Source organism: Phaeobacter italicus (assembly GCF_001258055.1).
GTDB lineage: Bacteria > Pseudomonadota > Alphaproteobacteria > Rhodobacterales > Rhodobacteraceae > Phaeobacter > Phaeobacter italicus.
Genome location: NZ_CVRM01000037.1, coordinates 1 through 19,892, shown reverse-complemented (window position 1 = coordinate 19,892; position 19,892 = coordinate 1). Strand labels below are relative to the sequence as shown.

Sequence of the window (19,892 nt, the reverse complement as noted above, 5' to 3'; positions counted from 1 at the left end):
TGTTGATGGGTCTGTGTCTCAGCTCTCAGCCATGGCGGATTTTTCCCGCGCTGAAAAGCCCGACGAGCGGCCTAATCGACCATGAAACCGCCATCCCCAAAAGAAAAAACGCGCCCCCCCGGGCGCGCTTTTTTGACAGGTTTTCTGTCCCAGACTGGCAGGTCTGTAAATCAGGCAGCTTCGGCCTGCGCCGCGTTGCGACGTTCGCTTTCTTCGCGCGACAGCGCGACAGAGGTCCGCACACCGCGGCCAACAAATTCCATCAGGCCACTGACCACACGCTCGTTGGGGTCGATGCCTGCACAGCTCAGTACTTCACGGCCATCACGCGACCGTGCCCAGCGGGCAATCTGCTCCGGGCCGTTGCCATATTTCTTGTCATCGGCGATCGCATCGTCAAGCGCAGCCAGAACAACCGCAGCAAACAGCTTGCGTGCCCGGTTACCTTGCTCATTGTTATATGCGGTGCCGTCAACGAAATCTCGCATCTTGCTTCCTTTTTGTTCTTGCTATTGCAATTTCGGCGTGGCGCTCCTTATGGCGGAAATGTGACGATTCGGATAGCCTGCATATGCATATCTTTTATGCGCATTTTGCATAGCTTTGTGCGATCGCACACGACATATCGTTGTCTTGCCAGCCTACTTCCTGCCAGATATAGGGGCGGTTAACAGTTCATCAACCACCCGAGAGGGATTTTTGATATGCCTAAAATCAACGGTAACGAGATCCGCCCCGGCAACGTGCTGGAGCACAATGGCGGGCTCTGGGCCGCCGTTAAGGTCGACCACGTCAAGCCCGGCAAAGGCGGGGCCTTCGCCCAGGTCGAGATGCGCAACCTGCGCAACGGCTCCAAACTGAACGAACGTTTCCGTTCCGCAGACAAGGTGGAGCGCGTACGTCTGGAGCAGAAAGACCAGCAGTTCCTCTATGAGAGCGACGGCATGCTGGTGTTCATGGACTCCGAAACCTACGAGCAGATCGAACTGCCCGCAGACCTCTTGGGCGATCGTCGCCCGTTCCTGCAGGACGGCATGACCATCGTTGTGGAATTCTACGAATCCGAAGCGCTGAACGCCACCGTGCCGCAGAAAGTCACCTGCAAGATCGTCGAGACCGAGCCGGTCGTCAAAGGTCAGACTGCTGCAAACTCCTTCAAGCCCGCGATCCTGGACAATGGCGTCAAGGTCATGGTGCCGCCCTTCGTGGGTCAGGACGAAATGATCGTCGTGAACACCGAGACAATGGAATATTCCGAACGCGCCTAAGCGTCGAAAAATTCCACAAGATCAGCCCTCTGCGTATCCGCGCAGGGGGCTTTTTCATGCCTGCTGCCACGCGTTGCCTTTCTATGGGATCAGCCGCGTTTGTCAGTTGTAGTCGATCTCCAGCTCGCGCAGTTCCAGCGGAAAGCCGCATTCGTCCATCATCTTGCCATAGGCCGCAGTGAACCCCGCCAAAGACGCCCGCAACGCGGTTTCGCCCCCGTCGTAGGGCCGCACGATATGGACATCCAGCGTCGTGCCGGCTTGCATCCAGCGGATCAGGTTCAGCGCATCATTCCAGCGCGCCAGGGCCGTCACCTCGGCCAGACCCTCGTCGTTGATGTCGCCATCCGCGATGGCATAGAACACGGCCTGCCGGTCAATGACAAAGCCGACGGCCTGACCGTGCACCACATGCGTGGGGTATTGCCGCGGCGCGATCTCGCGGTAGTGCAGCTGCGGGTAGGTTTCCGGCGGGCCGATATCGTCGCGGGTGACTTCCAGCCGGATGATCGGCTCTCCGTCGCCCCCGGTCCAGGCGCTGCAATCGCGCCAGTCGTGTTCCTCTGTGATCCGCTCTTCGACGGCGACGGACCAATCCTGATATTCCCAATACTCACTCGCCCAGGCCGAACCGGCGCCCAGCGTGAGGCTTCCGGCAACAGCAATACAGGGGAGTTTTGACAAAACGGCCATATACAGATCCTCACATTGGTCTCGCAGCAGTCTGCGCAGACTAGGGGCAAGGTCTTGCTATGACGTTACGTCATAACTCGCGGCGGTGATTTCGGCAGCGCCATGTCCGTGATCTGCACAGGTTCACGTGCGTCTGGCGCACGGAAAATGGGGTGCAAATCGTCCAATTCAGAGGATCTGGCGGCGGGAGAACGGCAATCGCCCAAAATTTGTGCAGGGCGATGGACGGCTCAGCTGTCTTTGCTCCAGCGCACGGTTGCCTCGCCCGCCTGCATGTCATCGCCCGCCCGATCATACCGCAGGTAGGCAATCCCGTGGGCGCCTTCGGTCGTGAACAGGGTGCCAACGGGTTTCTCTGCACGCCGGATCTCGCTGCCGCTGGGGGCGGATCCGGAAACAGCAACCGTCACGAGCCCCTTGCGCAGCTCGGTCTTGTGTTTCATCCGCGCGGTCACCTCCTGACCCACATAGCAGCCCTTGCGGAAATCGACGCCATTCAGCCGCTCGAACCCCGCTTCCAGGATGTAGCTGTCCGGGCCCAATTCAATGCCGGTCTGCGGAATGCAATGGGCCACACGGATCGCATCCCAGTTGCTGCCGTCATCGCCCCCTTCGGCCCCATAAAGCCGCCAGCCCAATGCGTCATGGCGCGGGTCCATCAGGGCGCCCTCCGGCGCGGGGCCGGTGCCCCGTTTGACCTGCAGGTCGGTGTCGCTGATCTGAACATCCGCGCGCAGCCGGTACATGCTCAGCCGTTTGGCAAGAGAGGCGGCCAGGCTTTCGTCGACGTCGATCAGCAGGTCGTCACCCTCTGCAAACACAAAGAAATCAGCCAGATACTTGCCCTGCGGTGTCAGCAGCGCGGCATACACCAGCCCCTGATCCACCTTGGCAACGTCATTGGTGATCAGCCCCTGCAAGAAGTCACGGGCGTCAGAACCGGTCAGGCGCAGGATGCGGCGGGTCGTCATGGGCGGGCTCCAGTTGTTCGTCGTCTGGCTTTGCTGTCGGGTCACTGCGGGGCGCAGTGGTCGGCTGGGCTACAGGTTGGGGCTGGGCGGGCAGGGGTCAAGCCCCGGTGCCCGGATTTAGCCAAAGATGCGGCGCGCCAGTCGGCGGAACCAGGGGGACTGCTCGTTGCTGTTGCGGGTGTCACCGGGCACCTGTGCTGCCACGCCTTCGCGGTCGACCAGGGTTTTGCCGTCCTGAAACTGCAACCGGTAGAGATCGGCATAGATCCCGCCACGTTCCAGCAGCTCCTCGTGGGTGCCCTGATCCATCACCTGACCGCGTTCCATCACCACGATCTTGTCGGCATTGCGAATGGTCGACAGACGGTGCGCAATCACCAGCGTCGTCCGCCCGCCAGAGAGTTTCTCCAGCGCCTGCTGCACCACCTTTTCGGACTGCGCATCCAGCGCCGATGTCGCCTCGTCCAGCAACAGGATCGGCGTGTCACGCAGCAGGGCCCGTGCAATCACCACGCGCTGACGCTGACCACCGGACAGGGCAGAGCCGCGCGGCCCCACCAGCGTATCCAGACCATTGGCCAGTTTCGGCAGGAAGTCGGACACATGCGATGCCTTCAGCACCTCTTCCAGCTTTTCGTCGCTCACATCGGTGCGCCCCAACAGGATGTTTTCCCGCAGGGTTTCATCAAACAGCAGCGCCTCTTGCGTCACCACCGAGAACAGGCTTCGCAGGTCGTTCAGCTCCAGATCGCGCACGGGCACGCCGCCCACGGTCACGTCGCCCTCCTGCGGATCCACCAGACGGGTGAGCAGGTTGAAAATGGTCGATTTGCCAGCCCCTGAGGCGCCCACCAGCGCAGTGGTCTTGCCCGCCTCCGCCACCAGCGATAGCTGGCGCAGCACATCAGACTCGCCATAGCGCAGCGTCACATCCTTTAGCGCGACCTCCGGCAGGCCCTTGGGGGCTGCTTTGGGGCTTGCGGGCGACACCAGTTTGATCGGGGCGTCCATCAGCTCCTTGATCCGCTCCATCGCCGCCGCCGCGGCCTGCCAGGTGCCGCTGATCGAGGCGAGCCGACGCATCGGATCAAAGGCAAGACCAATGGCCGTGAAAAAGCTCATGAACTCGCCGACGCTCTTTTTGCCTTCGATGATCTCGGCGCCGCCATAGAGAACGACGCCCATCACACCAAGACCGGCCATGATGTCGATCATCCCGGTGGTCGAGGCGACACCAAAGGACGCGCGCACCTCTGAGCGGACGAATTGGTCCATGTGACCGCCAAAGCGGTTGGTCTGATAGTCTTCGAGATTGTTCAGCTTGATGGGCACAATCCCGTGAAAGATCTCGTCGAGCCGGGTGGCAAGCGATGCCCCCAGATCGCGCGCCTGAGAGGCCTTGCGCCGCACATAGCGTTGCACCGCCGCCAGCGGCAGCAGCAGCATCGGCAGGCCGATCAGCATGATCAGCGTCCATCGCCAGTCCACGCTCACCGCCACAGCCAGAACCGCCACCAGCTGGGTCACATCGCGCCCCGCACCGGTGATGATGGCCTGCCAGACCGAATTGATCGCCATCACGTCGCTTTGCACCCGCTGGATCAGAAAGCCGGGGGGGTGCACCTGATGAAACGACGGATCCTGCCGGATCAGCCGCGCCAGCATGTCCTTGCGCATATGCGCGGCAGAGGTCTGGGAGATTTTGCTCAGGATGACCTTTTGACAGACGCTGGCCATTCCGCGCATCGAAAAGATGATGAGAAACGCAAGGCTCACCCAAAACAGCGCATTGGTGTTGCCCTCGACAAACACGAGGTCAAACATCGGCTGCATCATGTAGCTGAGCGCGCCAACGGTGCCGCCCTCAATCAGCATGAACACGACAGCCAGCGCCAACAGAGCCATGTAGTGGCGCAGATACCCGCGCCACAGCCAGCCCAACAACTCGCGAGAGGACATATGCGCAGGCTTGTTGGCCGCCGCCTTGACCTCAGTCTTGACCGGCGCCGGTTTTGGCGGCTCCTGCGGGGCAGGCGGCTCTGCGCTCAGTTCTGGCTGGCTCAGCTGGCCTGCTGCACCATCCGTTTCTGGCGTGGCAGAGGTCTCTGTTTTGCTGGGGGAATTGGGGTCAGTCTGGGGCAAGGCTCGCAACCGATAAGTTTTTTCTGGTGCTGACGGATGCGTCAGACCTGCGCCATTTAAGCAGCTGGGGGCAAAGGTGCAAGCATCGGGGCCTGCATCAGTCGTGGCCTGCCCCCGCGTCCCCTGCCGCAGAACCGCCGGGGCAGAGTGCATTTTGCGCCGGCTGGAACCGGGCAGGAACTGGGCTGGAACCGGGCAGGAACTGGGCTGGAACCGGGCAGGAACCGGGCAGGAACCATGCGCCTGCCCAGCCTCCCCCCGTCAGCGCCCCGATCGGCAGGGGCGCCTGCCTTGGTCATCAGCTATGGCGCTGCCCGATCGGATGGCGCAGCACGATGACCAGAAACAAAAGCATCGACAAAACCGCGAGGATCGATCCCGACTTGGCCAGACCCTCCCCCCGTTCGGTGATCGCCATCACGATGCCGGGCACCAGAACGATCACAGAGAGCGTGGCAAGGCCAAGATGCAGTTTTGCCAATCCCGCCGCAGCGGCCTGCGGCGACAGGGCGTAGTAGCTGCCAAACAGGCTCATCGCGGCAAACCCCAGAAGGTTCAGATGCCCATGCGCGGGCGACAGCGTGTGGTCCTGGCTTGCCGACATCTGGATCCCCCAGATCATGCCGACCAGGGCAAAGACCGCGCCGATGGCAAAGAACATGGATGCAATGGATTTCATGTCAGGGTCTCCTCAATCAAGGGGCGGGCCGGTAAAGGTCAGGTTGTGGCGGCTGCCCGCTTCGATGATGGCGGGCATATCGTCGGGGATTGCAAATTGCCCCTTTGCCATCTCGTCAAAGAACCCTTCGAAACCACCTGGGGTCAGGATCACCAGATGACGACAGGGCGCGCCCTCCAGCACCTTGAATGTGTGTTCCTTGCCCTTGGGGATAAAGGCGCTTTCACCGGCTGACAGGATCTGCTCGTGCCCGTCGATCCAGACGCGGCAGCGGCCGGTAAGGATCACGAAGGTCTCGTCTTCGTTATGGTGGATATGGCGCGGCGGGCCGCTGCCCTCGGGCGAGAGACTGTCGACAATCGACATGGTGCCGCCGCTCTCTTCCGGGCCGAGGATGGTTTTATAAAGGACGCCCAGCCATTCGATGGCGCCGTCGTCTTTGCTTAGGTCTTTCATCGTTTCACTCCCTCGCACAGGTCTGAAACGAAAGCGCTTCCGTTGACACAAGCATACTGTTGGGCAAGGCTATCAGGCAAATTGTGGTATCTGATACAAGGTATCGGCCAGATGAATTTCGCGACCCTCGATCTCAATCTGCTGCGGGTTCTGGATGCGGTCTTTGCCGAAGGCTCCACCGTCAAGGCAGGCCGCCGCCTCGGCCTGTCGCAATCGGCGGTCTCCGGCGCGCTGTCGCGGCTGCGACATGCGCTGAATGACCCGCTGTTCGTGCGTCAGGGCAACCAGCTGGTCGCAACCGAGTTCGCCGAAAGCCTGCGCCATGATCTGCGCGCCGAACTCGACCGGCTGGAAACGCTGCTGTCACCGCCCAGTCATTTTGACCCGGCAACTGCCAGTGGGCTGTTCCGGATCTCTGCGGCGGATTTCTTCTGTGACATGCTGATGCCAAGGCTTGGCGATCTGCTCAGCCGCAAGGCGCCGGGCATCCGGGCGCAGCTGTTGGATCTGGTGCCGCGCCACCATGTGGAAAGCCTTGAACGCCAACAGGCCGATCTGGCGCTGCTTCCCGACACCGACCTGCCAGACTGGATGATGCGCGAGCCGCTGTTTCGCTCGGAATATGCGGTGCTGGCGCGCCGGGGCAATCCCGCCACCAAGGATCTGCGCCATGGAGAGAGGATGCCCTTCGATCTCTTTTGCAGCCTGCCGCATGTGCTGTTTGCGCCCCACGGTGATCTGACCGCCCAAAGCGACGAGGCGCTGGCAAAGGTCGGGCGCAGGCGGCGCGTGGTGATGACGGTGCCGGTGTTTTCCGGCGTCTGCCGGGTGGTCAGCGAAAGCGATCTTATCGGGCTGTTGCCGCTGCAACTGGCGCGCAAGGTCCAGCCGGTCTAAGGGCTTGATCTGTTTGTGCCACCGATTGCCATTGATCCGATCCAGCTGATCGGGGTCTGGCACCGCAAGGCTGACACGGCCCCGATGGCGGCATGGATGCGCCAGCAGATCTTTGACATCCTGCGCCCCCTCGACCGCATCGACCTGCGCGGTCTCGCCAAGGAAGCCAATCCCTGAGACCCGTGGGAACAGGTCAGGCCAGTCCATCGCGAAAACAGATGCGCCGCAAAAACACGCAGGCCGCGTGCGCCATCCGCACATCGTCGTGTGGTTGCATTCTTGCTCTTGCAGAGCCCGCAGACCCGCGCCAAGGTCGCGCAACACAGACCTTCAGGAGTGCAGCATGACAGCGGATGTCTCCCTCGCCGCCGGACGCGGTTATCTGGCCATTCCCGGCCCATCGGTGATCCCCGATGCGGTCTTGCAGGCCATGCACCGTCCGTCCCCCAATATCTACGCAGGCGAGTTGATCGACCTGACGGCGACGCTGGTGCCCGATCTGCGCCGGGTGGCGCGCACCGTCCATAACGTGGCGATCTACATTTCCAACGGCCACGGCGCCTGGGAAGCCGCCTTGATGAACACCCTGCAACCCGGAGACAAGGTGCTAGTGCCCGCCTCGGGCCGCTTTGCGCTGGGGTGGGGCGAGATGGCCGAGGCACTGGGCATTGAGGTTGAAATCCTGGACTACGGCACCGGCAAGCCCTGGGACATGGATCAGGTCGCCAGCCGTCTTGCCGCGGATCGCGCGCATCAGATCAAGGCGGTGTTGGCGGTGCATGTCGATACCTCCAGCTCGATCCGCAACGATGTGGCGGCGATGCGGGCCTGTCTTGACGCAACCGGACATCCGGCCCTGCTGATGGCCGATTGTATCGCATCGCTCGGCTGTGATCGGTTCGAGATGGATGATTGGGGCGTCGATGTGATGGTGTCGGCCTGCCAAAAGGGGCTGATGGTGCCTGCGGGCATGTCGTTCGTGTTCTTCAGCCCCAAGGCCGCCGAGGCCCGCGCGCGCCTGCCGCGGATCAGCCGCTACTGGGACTGGAGCCCCCGCGCCAACCCGGAAGAATTCTACCAGTATTTCGGTGGCACCGCGCCGACCCATCATCTTTATGGTCTGCGCGCGGCGCTGGATCTGATCCACGGCGAAGGGATAGAGCAGGTTTGGGCGCGCCATCACCGGCTGGCACAGGCGATCTGGGCCGCCTGCGAGGTCTGGGGGTCGGATGGCCCGCTGCGCATGAACGTGCAGGATGTGGCTTTGCGCTCCAACGCGGTCACGTCACTGCATATTGGTGGCGACAACGCCACCCGCTTGCGGGGGTGGCTGGAACAGAACCTTGGCCTGACCCTCGGAATCGGCCTTGGCATGGCGCCACCCAACAGCCCGGAATGGCACGGCTATCTGCGCTTTGGGCACATGGGCCATGTGAACGGTCAGATGATCATGGGCCTGCTGGGCGGCGTCGATACCGGGCTCAAGGCGCTGGGAATTGCGCATGGCTCTGGCGCGGTAGAGGCCGCAGCCAAGGTGCTGGCAGGTGTTCGCGGGGAACAGGCCCCGGATCAGCCCGCCACGAGCTGCTGCGGCTGAGCGCGGCCCATAACCGCGACCCGGACACGAGAAAACGCGCGCAGGCCAGTCCCGCGCGCGTTTCTTCTTGTCGAATTGGGATGTGCAGACCTTAGGCCGGGCGCGTGGCCCGTGCATCGGCCAAGGCCAGAGGCAGCGCCTCTGCCAGGGCATCCAGCTGATCATCCGGCCCGCAGCTGATGCGGATACAGCGGTTCTGGGGCGCCGCAAAAGGCATCCGCACAAAGATCCCACGCGCCACCAGACCGTCCAGCACCGCCTTGGCAAAATCGCCGTCATGGCCACAGTCGATGGCGACGAAATTGGTGGCAGAGGGCAGGGGCACCAGCCCATTGTCACGCGCGATCTGCCCGATGCGGTCGCGTGCTGCGCCAATCCGGCCCACCACCTCAGCCAGCCAGTCCTGATCCTCCAGCGCCGCCAGCGCGCCGATCTGGGCACTGCGGTTCATGCCGAAATGGTTGCGCACCTTGTTGAACGCGCCGATCAGCTCGGCCGCGCCCAGCACATAGCCCACCCGCGCGCCAGCCATCCCGTAGGCCTTGGAAAAGGTGCGGGTGCGGATCACACGGGGGTCATTGATGTCCACGGGTGTCGCCGTGCCCTCTGGCGCGCATTCGATATAGGCCTCGTCCAACAGCAGCAGACAGCCCTCTGGCAACTGATCCAGCGCCGCAAGCAGATCTGCACCGCTGTGCCAGCTGCCCATCGGGTTGTCGGGATTGGCGAGATAGACCAGTTTCGCATCCACCTCAGCGGCCTTGGCAAACAGCGCATAGGGGTCTTCGTGGTCGTCCTTGTAGGGCACCGTATGCAGCACCCCGCCGAAACCCGCGACATGGTAGTTGAAGGTGGGGTAGGCCCCAAGAGAGGTGACAACCGCGTCGCCCTCGGCAATGAGCAACCGCACCAGATATCCCAGCAGCCCATCGATGCCTTCCCCGACCAGCACATTGTCCGTGCTGATACCGTGATGCGCGGCAAGGGCGGCGCGCAGCTCATGGCTTTCGGGATCGCCGTATTTCCAGATCTCGGCCACAGAGGCCTGCATGGCGGCAATCGCCTTGGGCGAGGGGCCAAAGATGTTCTCGTTCGCGCCCAACCGCGCCACGAATGGCGCGCCGCGCTGGCGCTCCTGGGCTTCGGGCCCGACAAAGGGAACAGAGGCGGGCAGGGATTGGGCGAGCGGGGTATAGCGTGGCTGTGTCATGGGCGCAGATAACGCCAAGCCCGCGACGCAGGCAAGAGGCCGAGACAATCCGCGCGCGCCATCCAGCCCCCATATGCCCCGGCGTCAGGCTGGCATGGTCCGGGGATCCGGGGCAGTCTTTGACCAACAAACAGACGGAACAGGCGGGCCGCATATCCGGTCACGCAGGAGGAACAGACAGATGGCACGCGTCTCGGTCACAATTGAAAACCACATTGCCCACGTTACGCTGACGCGCGGCGACAAGATGAACGCTCTTGACTCGCAGATGATCGAAGATATCATTGCCGCCGGGGAAAGCCTGATGGACAGCAAGGCGCGCGTTGTTGTTCTCTCGGGCGAGGGCAAGGCGTTTTGCGCGGGGCTTGATCTGATGAGCTTTGCCCAGATGGGGCTGCAAAACCCCGAAGAGTGGCTGATGGCGCGGGACTACGGCGATGCCAATCAGGTGCAGCAGGTGGCAATGGTCTGGCGCCGCCTGCCGATGCCGGTGATTGCGGCGATCAAGGGCGTGGCCTTTGGCGGCGGTCTGCAACTGGCGCTGGGGGCCGATATCCGCATTGCCGCGCCGGATGCAGCGTTTTCGGTGATGGAGATGAAATGGGGCATCGTTCCCGACATGGGGGGCATGGTGCTCTTGCCACGGCTGCTGCGCTCTGACGTGCTGCGCAGGCTGACCTATACGGCTGAAAAGGTCTCGGCGCCGCAGGCGCTGGACTGGGGGCTGGTGACTGAGCTGGCCGAGGATCCCATCGCCCGCGCCCAGGAGCTCGCGACGCTGATCGCAGGCCAAAGCCCCGCTGCCATCCGCGCAGCCAAGGCCCTGATCGAAACCGCCGAAGCAAGCACAGACCGGGCCGAGGTGCTGCTGGAGGAATCCCGCGTTCAGGTCGGCCTGATCGGCAAGCCCGAGCAGATGGAAGTGGTCGCCGCCCAGATGCAGAAACGCGCCCCCAAATTCGACTGAGGTCGGCACCAGCCAACCCCTGCAATAAAAAAGGCCGCGCCGGGATCTGACCGGCGCGGCTCTTTTTGTTGTGTCTCACCCACATTTGCGGGCAGGCGGGCCTCAGATAGAGGCGCGGTAGATCTTGTCGATGTTCGACCCCAGCGCGGCGTTGTAGTCCTCGTCGCTCATGGCCACGTTCAGACCTTCGGTCAGGGCGCGGCTGAAGGAGGCGATCATGGTCTTGTTCTGGGCCAGCTTCTCGCAGGCATCGTCGGTGCTGTAGCCACCGGACAGCGCCACAACACGCACCACCGCATCATGGGCGGCCAGATCATCATAAAGACCGGCCTCGGTCGGGATGGTCAGCTTCAGCGCCACTTTGGTGCCTTCGGGCAGGGCGTTCAGCTCTTCCAGGATGGCCGCTTTCAGCAGGGTTTCCGCTTCGGCCTTGGTGGCGGAGTTGATGTCCACTTCCGGCTCGATGATCGGCAGCAGGCCCGCTGCCGCAATCTGGCGACCAACGATGAACTGCTGGCCCACGACGTTCTTGATGCCCGCCTCATTTGCGGCCTTCACGACAGAGCGCATCTTGGTGCCGAAGATACCGGCCTTTACCGCGCGCGACAGCAGGTCATCCAGGTCGGGCATCGGCTTCATGGTCTGTACGTCGTCGGCCTCATCGGCGAGCCCCTTGTCGACCTTCAGGAAAGGAACGACGCCGCATTTGTCCCAAAGATACGCAGGCACCGGAATGCCGTCGATTGCGGCGTCCATGGTTTTTTCAAACAGGATCGCGCCAAGGATCTTGTCGCTGTTGAAATCCGGTGCGGTGATGATGCGCGCGCGCATCTTCTGGATTTCGCCGAACATCTCGTCGTCGTTGCTGTAGGCGTCTTCCATCACACCATAAAGCGCCAGCGCCTTGGGGGTGGAGCCGCCAGATTGATCGAGCGCCGCAATGAAGCCCTTGCCGTTTGCGATACGGTCGAACTGAGCGGTCTGTGTCGAGGTTTCTTGCGCCATGAGGTCGGGTCTCCACTGGATGGGAATAACAATCTACTCCCGTCTATACCTTTAGTTTTTCAGGAAACAACTCTCAGCATCAAATGGTTGCGCTAACGATCGCGCTAAAGCTGTCGCAAAGGGGGTGGCGGATTTCAGAACCCCGATGCGAGTCGTTCGTGCAAGGATCATGAGGTCGGGTTCAAATGCTGTTTCAACGGCTTGTTGGGCGCTGGCAGGGTGCGACCCTTTGGTTGCACATTGCAGCTGTTAGCATCCTGTGGTAGAGGGGCCAAGCGCTTCACTATTTGCATTGCAGCTGCCCATTTTCACATTCAGGGCGTACACTTTTGAGGTTTTTGTGTCGTCAGGATTTTGCATTCTTACGATGGTGAAGGATGAATTTCATTTCCTACCCATCTGGCTGAAATACTACCGCCGTCATTTTGCTGATGCTGATATTTTTCTGTTGGATAACAAATCCGGACCGGAGTTTCGGGAACTTATCCCCAGCTCAGTCAACCGGATCACGGTGCCAGATCATTTGTCCGGGACCGTTGGAGGTCCGAAAACGGTATACAGGCGGGTTTCCTTTGACTCGGCGCGAGCCAGTTTCGTGTCGCATTTGGGCAATGGATTGCTGAACTACTACAAGGGTGTGATTTACGTTGATGTCGATGAGTTCCTGATCCCTTCCGCTGAGTTTGGACATTGTTTGTCCCGTTTTCTGGCATCAGGCAAAATCGGGCAGGTAACCGCTGCACTTGGGGTGAATGTCACGCAGCTGCCCGCGCTGGAACCGGCGGCGCTTGATCCGGCCCGTCCCATTTTGGAGCAACGCGCCTTCTGCTATTTGAGTGATCGCTACAGCAAGCCTCTGGTACGCACAGGGCCTGCGATGTGGGGTACGGGGTTTCACGGATGCAACAAACCCTTCACGATCGACGATGATCTCTTTCTTTTTCATATGCGGGATAGCGATCTGGACACACGGCGGAACAGCCACGTGATGCGCCACAAAGAGTTTCAGGACCATGGCAAAGGGGCAGGAGCGACCTGGCAAAAAGACGCATCCTGGGTTCTGGACACGCATCTGGGTCGGCTGGAGCGGTCGCGGGTCTCACAGGCTACGTTTGATACGGTGGACCATGGGTATCGGGTTCGCGAAGTCAGAGAAGGTTTCCACCGTGTGCTTTGTGCTGATGGCACACTATCGCGCCAAAGCCAATTTGACATCTATCGCATTCCGCCTTCCTTCGCGTCACTGGTGTGACGCGCTTGGAGGTGCAAAGGGCGATGTTGGTCACCCTTTGCAGGGAGGCGTGGTTTCGTGCCTTTTTTGTCTGCCGGGCTTACTTAGTCTGCCAGACCTTGCGAGGCGCGCGCGGGGGCAGACGGGGTTTGTCGGTCACGGCTGTGCCCCATTGGTTGACCGCTGCTTTGCGACCTCGGCCACCTGCAGCGGCAGATCGGGCGCGCCCGTCACCTGCGGATCATAAGGCGTGCGGGCAAAGACCTCTCTCACCATCGGGGCAAAGAACGACAGGGGCAGGGTGTCATAATCGGGATCGAAACTGGCCTGATCCCAACGCTCGCAGAACTCTGCGCAATCGTCGAAATACCGATGGCCGCGATGGCGTTCGCGTTTGTGCTGGTCAAACCCCTCCAGGTGCTGCCCGTAATACAGCATCTGGAAATCGCCGTGGGTTTCAACGCACCAGCGGCATTGTTCGCGCACAAAGGGTTTGAGGATGGTGGCGGCGTATTCGTCGTGATTGTAGGGCGCAAAGATATCGCCGATGTCATGCAAAAGCGCCGAAACCACCCAGTCGATGTCTGCCCCATCCCGCCAGGCGCGGGTGGCCGATTGCACCGAATGGCCCAGCCGGGTGATCTGATAGCCTGACAGGCCCTCGTCCAGATGCTCCAGCGCGTGCAGCAGCCGGTCGGCGGTGCCCTTGGTATATTCAACCTCATGGGCCGTCAGGAATTCATACTCTTCCTTTGTGCCGTCCTTCATCTGCCTGAATGTAACCCGGTCCATGACGGTCCTTTCGTGGTGGCGATTTCTGCTGTTGGGAAAACTCTGCACCCAAGCCGGCTTTACCGCGATGGCAAATAGTGGAATGCTTTCATATCTTTTTGTTATGAAAGGCCGTGCAATGGCCCGCCGAAAACTGCCGCCGATGAATGCCCTTGTCGCGTTTGAGGCCGCTGCCAGACACGGTAGTTTTACCCGCGCAGCCGAGGATCTGTCGGTGGCCCAGCCCGCTGTGACCCGCCACATAGCACGGCTGGAAGACTGGATCGGCGCGCCGCTGTTTCTGCGTCGTGGCAATCAGATCCGCTTGACGGCTGAGGGCGAAACCCTTGCAGAACTCGCAACTTCCGTGCTCGACCGGCTAGAGGTCGGCTTGCAGGATGTGGCGCCTGTCAATGATCAGGAATTGCGGATCGGGGCCTCCTTTGGGGTGACACATCTGTGGCTGATGCCGCGGATCGGTGCGATGCGGGCGGCGGCGAATGTCACGATCAATTTCATCACCTCGGATGATTATCGCAGCTTTGACGATCGTGCGATTGACTGCTCCATTCGCTTTGGGAATGGAGATTTCGGGGACAACGCCGCAGACCTGCTGTTTCTGGAGACCTGCCAGATCGTCGCCAGCCCGGAGTTTCTGGCCAATCATCCGACATTTGATCCCGATCGTCCCATTGCGACGCTTGATCCGGCGTTGCTGTTTGATCATGGCGATCCGCATCTCAATGGCTGGATCACCTGGGCCCGCTTTTACGAGCGCGAAGGCCAGAGCCTGCCGTCCGGCCAGCGGCTGCGCACGGTGCTGAGCTACCCGTCCATGCTCGACATAATCTGCGCAGGCGAGGGGATTGGCCTGGGTTACTGGGGGCTCGAGGACCAGATGGTGCAGGACGGGCGGCTGGTCCGGGTGGGGCCTGCCTTGTCGCGGCCGCACTATGGCTATTACCTTGTCTACCGGCCTGACATGACAGCCAAACCCGCATTCCAGCGCCTGCGCACCTATCTGATGGGCGCGGCCTGACCCCCGTCGTCTGAACGAAAAAGGCAGACCCGAAGGCCTGCCTTTCTGGATCAACAGAGATATCCGCAGATCACACCAGACGCGATGCGTCCTTGGCTGCGCGGACGAAATCCTTGAACAGCGGGTGCGGATCGAAGGGTTTGGATTTCAGTTCCGGGTGGAACTGAACACCGATGAACCAGGGGTGATCCTTCCATTCCACGATTTCAGGCAGGCGACCGTCGGGCGACATGCCAGAGAACTGCAGGCCGCAGGCTTCCAGCTGATCGCGGTATTTGGTGTCCACCTCATACCGGTGACGATGGCGTTCCTCGATCTGGGTGTCGCCATAGACTTCGGCCACTTTGGAGCCCTCGGTCAGGGTCGCGTTATAGGCGCCCAGACGCATGGTGCCGCCCTTGTCGTCATCGACCTTGCGCGCGACGGTGTGGTTGCCCTGCACCCATTCCTTGAGGTGATAGACCACCGGCTCAAAGCGTTTCTGGCCCGCCTCGTGGTCAAACTCCTCAGAGCCCGCCTCGGAGATGCCTGCAACGTTGCGCGCAGCTTCGATAACCGCCATCTGCATGCCAAGGCAGATGCCAAGGTAGGGCAGCTTGTGCTCTCGGGCATATTGCGCCGCCTTGATCTTGCCTTCGGTGCCGCGCTCGCCAAAACCGCCGGGGACCAGAATGGCGTTATAGCCCTGCAGGTAGGGCGCGGCGTCTTCCTTGTCGAAGAGCTCGGCATCCACCCATTCGATCTTGACCTTGACGCGGTTGGCCATGCCACCGTGGGTCAGCGCCTCGGCGATGGATTTATAGGCGTCTTCCAGCTGGGTGTATTTGCCGACGATGGCAACTTTCACTTCGCCTTCCGGGTTGTAGATGCGGTCAGCCACATCTTCCCAGCGATCCAGCTTGGGCTTGGGCGCGGGGTTGATCCCAAAGGCATCCAGAACCGCCTGGTCCAGACCTTCGCGGTGATAGGCCAGCGGTGCCTCGTAGATGGATTTCAGATCCTGCGCGGCAATCACAGAGTCGGCGCGCACGTTGCAGAACAACGCCAGCTTTTCGCGTTCCTTGACCGGGATCGGACCTTCGGAGCGGCAGACCAGAATGTCGGGCGCCAGACCGATGGAGCGCAGTTCCTTGACGGAGTGCTGGGTCGGTTTGGTTTTCAGCTCACCCGATGCCTTGATGTAGGGCAGCAGGGTCAGGTGCATGAAAATGCACTCGCCGCGCGGCTTGTCATTGGCAAACTGGCGGATCGCTTCAAAGAAGGGCAGGCCTTCGATGTCGCCGACAGTGCCGCCGATTTCGCAGAGCATGAAATCCACCTCATCTTCGCCAATGGAGATGAAGTCTTTGATTTCGTTGGTCACATGCGGAATGACCTGGATCGTCTTGCCGAGATAGTCGCCACGACGTTCCTTTTCCAGCACGTTGGAATAGATCCGACCGGAAGAGACAGAGTCCGTCTTGCGGGCCGCAACGCCGGTAAAGCGTTCATAGTGGCCAAGGTCCAGATCGGTTTCGGCGCCGTCATCGGTCACGAAGACTTCGCCATGTTCAAACGGGCTCATCGTGCCCGGATCGACGTTCAGATAGGGGTCCAGTTTGCGCAGGCGGACAGAGTATCCGCGTGCCTGCAAAAGTGCCCCGAGAGCGGCAGACGCCAGCCCTTTGCCCAGTGATGAAACAACACCGCCAGTAATGAAGATGAAACGCGCCATGAGTGTCGGCTGCCCCCGTGAGAAGTCAGAATTCAGCTGCCCGGCGGTCGCAGAAAACCGCAGCATCACGGGACTTAACGTATAAGGGATTCGCGCAAAATGCGCAAGCAAGCCGCAAGATGCTGTTACGGCTGGCTTTGTTATTTCTAAGTCTGGTGGATTCTTGCGAATCCGGCCGGTTGCCCGGCCTGGAAGTTAGCGTTGCTGATCGGCAGGATCAGTCGGCGCTGGGTACCAGCGGTGCATTGTCGCCCTGTGCAGGCGGCAGCAGATCGCTGCCCAGCGGGCTGGACGGTGCATCTGCCGCACCAGCATCCTGACCGGCAGGCAGGGTGATGCGATCCAGAACGGACGAGCCGGAGGATTTCTGTGCTGCCAGAATGGTCAAGGTGATCGACGTTGCGATGAACGCAATCGCCAGGATCCATGTCAGCTTGGTCATCGCTGTTGCAGCTGCACGGCCAGACATGGCTCCGCCGCCACCGCCGCCGCCCATGCCCAGTCCTCCACCTTCGGAGCGCTGCAGCAGAACTACGGCAATAAGACCCAGGGCCAGGAGAAGGTGGATGATGAGTACGACGTTTTCCATAGGATCCTACGGCGGTTGGCTGAGTATCGGGCGGTAAATAGGGAAGATTGGCCTGAGGGGCAAGGGCTCAGTTTGCCTCGATCCGGCCAAAGACCGCCAGGGCGTGACCTCTGTGCCATGAATGGCCTGCACTGGGCCGCAACAAGAGCCAATTTGCATTGGCATTTTTATGCGGGCGTGACTGTTGGGCGGGGTGTTCAGGCAGTGCGCAATACGCGCAGTTCACGATTGCGAGGCGCGACGCAGTTCGCGCTGGACAGAACGGCAATCCACAGGTCAGCATGCGGCCATGCCCCATGATCACTGCGACCACCCGCATAGCCTCCTGCCGCCTGACCCCGCGCTTCGCGTGAAGGCGCTGGAAACGATTCTCACCCGGAAGGGTCTGATTGATCCAGCTGCATTGGATGAAATCATCGACACCTATCAAAACCGCATCGGCCCGGCCAATGGCGCGCGGGTTGTGGCCCGCGCCTGGTCTGATCCGGCGTTCAAGGCTGACCTGCTTGCGGATGCCGACCCGCTGCTGGCGGATCTTGGGTTTTACGGGCGTCAGGGCGAACATGTGGTCGTGGTCGAAAATACCCCGGCGCAGCACAACATGGTCGTCTGTACCCTATGCAGCTGCTACCCGTGGCCTTTGCTGGGAATCCCGCCCGGCTGGTACAAATCCGATGCCTACCGCGCCCGCGCAGTGCGCGAGCCCCGCAAGGTGCTGGCGGAATTTGGCGTGAGCCTGCCGCAAGACACATCTGTGCGGGTCTGGGATTCCACGGCGGAGGTGCGATATCTCGTGCTGCCCATGCGCCCGGAGGGCTCTGACGGGATGAGCGAGGATGAGCTGACCGCCCTGGTGAGCCGCGACAGCATGATTGGCACAGGGCTTGCCCGCAAGCCGGAGGCACCCGCATGACACGGATGCATGACATGGGCGGGCGATTCGGTGATGGCCCGGTGCGGCCCGACGCAGAGGATGCGCCGGTGTTTGCCGAGGACTGGCACGGCCGCGCGCTGGCGGTGACGCTGGCGGCAGGGGCCTTGGGGCAGTGGAACATCGACACCTCGCGCCACGCCCGAGAGCGGCTTGCGCCAAAGGATTATGCGCGTTTTTCCTACTACGAGAAATGGCTGGCGGGTCTGGCAACGCTGCTGGTCGAAAAACAGGTGCTGCGCGCCGAAGATCTGGCCCAGCCCGCTGATGGCGGCGAGGGCGGCGAGGGCACGGGCGCGGCGGCTGTGGCTCCGCATCCGCTGGCTGCCCGTGCGCTGAAGGCGGCGGCTGTGGCTCCGCATCCGCTGGCTGCCCGTGCGCTGAAGGCGGCGGATGTGGCCGCGGCGCTGGCAAAGGGTGGTCCGGCGGATCGGCCCAGTGAAGTGGCGATTGCCTTTGCCCCCGGCGACGCTGTGCGCTGTCGCAGGCCCGGTGGCAACCGGCTGGTGGACGGCGGCCATACGCGGCTGCCCAGCTATGCGGTTGGGGCGCTGGGGCGGATTGTGCGGGTGCATGGCACCCATGTGCTGCCCGACAGTGCGGCCCACGGCCTGGGAGAGGCGCCAGAGCCGCTATATGCGGTGGCCTTTGCCGCGTCAGAGCTGTGGAGCGCGCCGGAACATCCCGGCGACGAGGTTGTGCTGGATCTGTGGCAGAGCTACCTGGAGCCGGTATGAGCGGACCAAAGACATTGGCGCCCGAGCGCCCAGAACCCGCCTTTGAACAGCCCTGGCACGCGCAGGTCTTTGCGCTGACGGTGCATCTGAACGAAAGCGGGGCGTTTTCCTGGACCGATTGGGTGGCGCGGTTCTCGGCCACCTTGCGCCGGCATGGGCTGGGCAGGGATCTGAACGGCGGAGAGGATTACTTTGCCGCCTGGCTGGAGACGCTGGAGCACTACCTGGCAGAGGCCGGGACAGTCGCCGCGCAGGGTGCAGAGGACATGCGCCTGAAATGGGAGGCGGCCTATCTCGCCACGCCCCATGGCCAGCCGGTCCAGCTGGAAGAGCCCTCCGCACAGGAGAGCTGAGCCCGGATGCAGAGGGCCGGGATGAAGTGGGCCTGAATGCAGAGGGCCGGGATGCAGAGGACTGGCCCGCGCGCGGGTGGACCGGTGCGGGGTTGATCGGTGCAGGGGCTGATTGGCCGAGCTGCTATTTTTCATCTTTTGGTCTGGCCCGCCGGTATGGGGCGGGCGGTTGTTGGGGCCTCTCACGGTCCAGAAACAGGATCTGTGACAGACGAAGAGGGCGGCGCCGCCGCGAAAAGGTTGGACAGGCCGGTCAGGGCCTGGCGGACAGGATCCCGATCTGCCCCCGCAAAGCGCGGCGTGCCAAACTGCGATCTCTCGCAGCACCACGCAGGGCGGGGCCAATCTTGGGTCGTCTGAGTTGGTGGCGCGGCCAGATATGCAGAGGCCGCGCAGGGTGTGATCGATCACCTGACAGTCTGACACATCCGTCTGAGAAGATCGTAACCACTGCGTTCGGTGGGTAGGCAACGGGCAGGGGAGTGGGTGAGAGCTGGGGGAGGGGCGATTGCTGCGGGTGCTTTGCGCAGATAGCGACCTTTGCAAAACCGAGGCCGCAGAACCCCAACCGGGGTGCGATCGGCCCTTATCGGTCATTAATCGGCGCCAAACAAAGGTCGGCTTTGAGTTCTTCAAGTCTTC

Annotated in this window: 21 protein-coding genes; 10 read left to right on the top strand and 11 right to left on the bottom strand. The window is 61.8% G+C overall.

Annotation, left to right across the window (positions count from 1 at the left end; genetic code table 11):
- Nucleotides 1-170 precede the first annotated feature (170 nt).
- Nucleotides 171-488 (bottom strand): DUF6280 family protein, encoded by a 318-nt coding sequence (locus NIT7645_RS18415; protein WP_008562897.1) that lies wholly within the window; start codon nt 486-488, stop codon nt 171-173.
- A gap of 216 nt (nt 489-704) precedes the next feature.
- Between NIT7645_RS18415 and efp the strand changes: the two genes are divergently transcribed.
- Nucleotides 705-1,268 carry an elongation factor P gene (gene efp, locus NIT7645_RS18410; RefSeq protein ID WP_008562875.1) on the top strand — a complete coding sequence of 188 codons (564 nt, stop codon included), beginning with the start codon at nt 705-707 and terminating at the stop codon, nt 1,266-1,268.
- 102 nt (nt 1,269-1,370) lie between these two features.
- On the opposite strand, the gene NIT7645_RS18405 is transcribed toward efp, so the two are convergent.
- The 5 genes from NIT7645_RS18405 to NIT7645_RS18385 form a co-directional block, all read right to left on the bottom strand.
- Nucleotides 1,371-1,961, bottom strand: a complete 591-nt coding sequence (locus tag NIT7645_RS18405) for an invasion associated locus B family protein (RefSeq protein WP_050687758.1) — start codon at nt 1,959-1,961, stop codon at nt 1,371-1,373.
- 230 nt (nt 1,962-2,191) lie between these two features.
- Nucleotides 2,192-2,932 carry a CAF17-like 4Fe-4S cluster assembly/insertion protein YgfZ gene (gene ygfZ, locus NIT7645_RS18400; RefSeq protein WP_050687756.1) on the bottom strand — a complete coding sequence of 247 codons (741 nt, stop codon included), beginning with the start codon at nt 2,930-2,932 and terminating at the stop codon, nt 2,192-2,194.
- A 117-nt stretch (nt 2,933-3,049) separates the two neighbouring features.
- Nucleotides 3,050-4,891, bottom strand: coding sequence for an ABC transporter ATP-binding protein (locus NIT7645_RS18395; protein ID WP_050687802.1), 1,842 nt, complete (start codon nt 4,889-4,891; stop codon nt 3,050-3,052).
- Between the two features lie 481 nt (nt 4,892-5,372).
- Complete coding sequence (locus NIT7645_RS18390) at nt 5,373-5,753, bottom strand: hypothetical protein (RefSeq protein ID WP_008560147.1); 381 nt, start codon at nt 5,751-5,753, stop codon at nt 5,373-5,375.
- Between the two features lie 12 nt (nt 5,754-5,765).
- A complete protein-coding gene (locus NIT7645_RS18385) occupies nt 5,766-6,209 on the bottom strand; it encodes a cupin domain-containing protein (RefSeq protein ID WP_050673738.1) in 444 nt (147 codons plus the stop codon).
- Nucleotides 6,210-6,320: 111 nt separating this feature from the next.
- On the opposite strand from NIT7645_RS18385, the gene NIT7645_RS18380 reads away from it, so the two are divergent.
- The 3 genes from NIT7645_RS18380 (at nt 6,321) to NIT7645_RS18375 (ending at nt 8,703) form a co-directional block, all read left to right on the top strand.
- Nucleotides 6,321-7,106: a LysR family transcriptional regulator gene (locus NIT7645_RS18380; protein WP_242656135.1), complete on the top strand. Its 786-nt coding sequence runs from the start codon at nt 6,321-6,323 to the stop codon at nt 7,104-7,106.
- A 15-nt stretch (nt 7,107-7,121) separates the two neighbouring features.
- Entirely contained in the window at nt 7,122-7,283 is a 162-nt protein-coding gene (locus NIT7645_RS19725) for a hypothetical protein (RefSeq protein WP_242656136.1), read from the top strand.
- Nucleotides 7,284-7,449: 166 nt separating this feature from the next.
- Nucleotides 7,450-8,703 (top strand): pyridoxal-phosphate-dependent aminotransferase family protein, encoded by a 1,254-nt coding sequence (locus NIT7645_RS18375; protein ID WP_050687754.1) that lies wholly within the window; start codon nt 7,450-7,452, stop codon nt 8,701-8,703.
- A 91-nt stretch (nt 8,704-8,794) separates the two neighbouring features.
- On the opposite strand, the gene NIT7645_RS18370 is transcribed toward NIT7645_RS18375, so the two are convergent.
- Nucleotides 8,795-9,913: a pyridoxal phosphate-dependent aminotransferase gene (locus tag NIT7645_RS18370; protein WP_050687752.1), complete on the bottom strand. Its 1,119-nt coding sequence runs from the start codon at nt 9,911-9,913 to the stop codon at nt 8,795-8,797.
- A gap of 181 nt (nt 9,914-10,094) precedes the next feature.
- Between NIT7645_RS18370 and NIT7645_RS18365 the strand changes: the two genes are divergently transcribed.
- A complete protein-coding gene (locus tag NIT7645_RS18365) occupies nt 10,095-10,880 on the top strand; it encodes a crotonase/enoyl-CoA hydratase family protein (protein ID WP_050687750.1) in 786 nt (261 codons plus the stop codon).
- 102 nt (nt 10,881-10,982) lie between these two features.
- Here NIT7645_RS18365 and NIT7645_RS18360 read toward each other — a convergent pair whose 3' ends face one another.
- Complete coding sequence (locus NIT7645_RS18360) at nt 10,983-11,885, bottom strand: fructose bisphosphate aldolase (RefSeq protein ID WP_050687748.1); 903 nt, start codon at nt 11,883-11,885, stop codon at nt 10,983-10,985.
- Between the two features lie 367 nt (nt 11,886-12,252).
- Between NIT7645_RS18360 and NIT7645_RS18355 the strand changes: the two genes are divergently transcribed.
- Nucleotides 12,253-13,137: a glycosyltransferase family protein gene (locus tag NIT7645_RS18355; protein WP_050687746.1), complete on the top strand. Its 885-nt coding sequence runs from the start codon at nt 12,253-12,255 to the stop codon at nt 13,135-13,137.
- Nucleotides 13,138-13,272: 135 nt separating this feature from the next.
- On the opposite strand, the gene NIT7645_RS18350 is transcribed toward NIT7645_RS18355, so the two are convergent.
- Complete coding sequence (locus NIT7645_RS18350) at nt 13,273-13,908, bottom strand: HD domain-containing protein (protein WP_046211123.1); 636 nt, start codon at nt 13,906-13,908, stop codon at nt 13,273-13,275.
- Nucleotides 13,909-14,026: 118 nt separating this feature from the next.
- On the opposite strand from NIT7645_RS18350, the gene NIT7645_RS18345 reads away from it, so the two are divergent.
- Nucleotides 14,027-14,926 carry a LysR family transcriptional regulator gene (locus tag NIT7645_RS18345; RefSeq protein WP_159420192.1) on the top strand — a complete coding sequence of 300 codons (900 nt, stop codon included), beginning with the start codon at nt 14,027-14,029 and terminating at the stop codon, nt 14,924-14,926.
- 70 nt (nt 14,927-14,996) lie between these two features.
- On the opposite strand, the gene pyrG is transcribed toward NIT7645_RS18345, so the two are convergent.
- Together pyrG and secG are read right to left on the bottom strand one after the other, a co-directional pair.
- A complete protein-coding gene (gene pyrG / locus NIT7645_RS18340) occupies nt 14,997-16,640 on the bottom strand; it encodes a CTP synthase (RefSeq protein ID WP_037302730.1) in 1,644 nt (547 codons plus the stop codon).
- A 217-nt stretch (nt 16,641-16,857) separates the two neighbouring features.
- Entirely contained in the window at nt 16,858-17,229 is a 372-nt protein-coding gene (secG, locus tag NIT7645_RS18335) for a preprotein translocase subunit SecG (RefSeq protein WP_037302144.1), read from the bottom strand.
- 289 nt (nt 17,230-17,518) lie between these two features.
- Here secG and nthA point away from each other — a divergent pair, with 289 nt between their 5' ends.
- The 3 genes from nthA to NIT7645_RS18320 are packed head-to-tail and all read left to right on the top strand — an operon-like array spanning nt 17,519 to nt 19,250.
- Entirely contained in the window at nt 17,519-18,142 is a 624-nt protein-coding gene (gene nthA / locus NIT7645_RS18330; protein ID WP_037302147.1) for a nitrile hydratase subunit alpha, read from the top strand.
- Entirely contained in the window at nt 18,139-18,897 is a 759-nt protein-coding gene (nthB, locus tag NIT7645_RS18325) for a nitrile hydratase subunit beta (protein ID WP_050687741.1), read from the top strand. Before nthA ends, nthB begins: the two co-directional genes overlap by 4 nt.
- Nucleotides 18,894-19,250, top strand: coding sequence for a nitrile hydratase accessory protein (locus NIT7645_RS18320; RefSeq protein WP_050687740.1), 357 nt, complete (start codon nt 18,894-18,896; stop codon nt 19,248-19,250). The genes nthB and NIT7645_RS18320 overlap by 4 nt, the downstream gene beginning before the upstream one ends.
- The last annotated feature ends 642 nt before the right edge of the window (nt 19,251-19,892 follow it).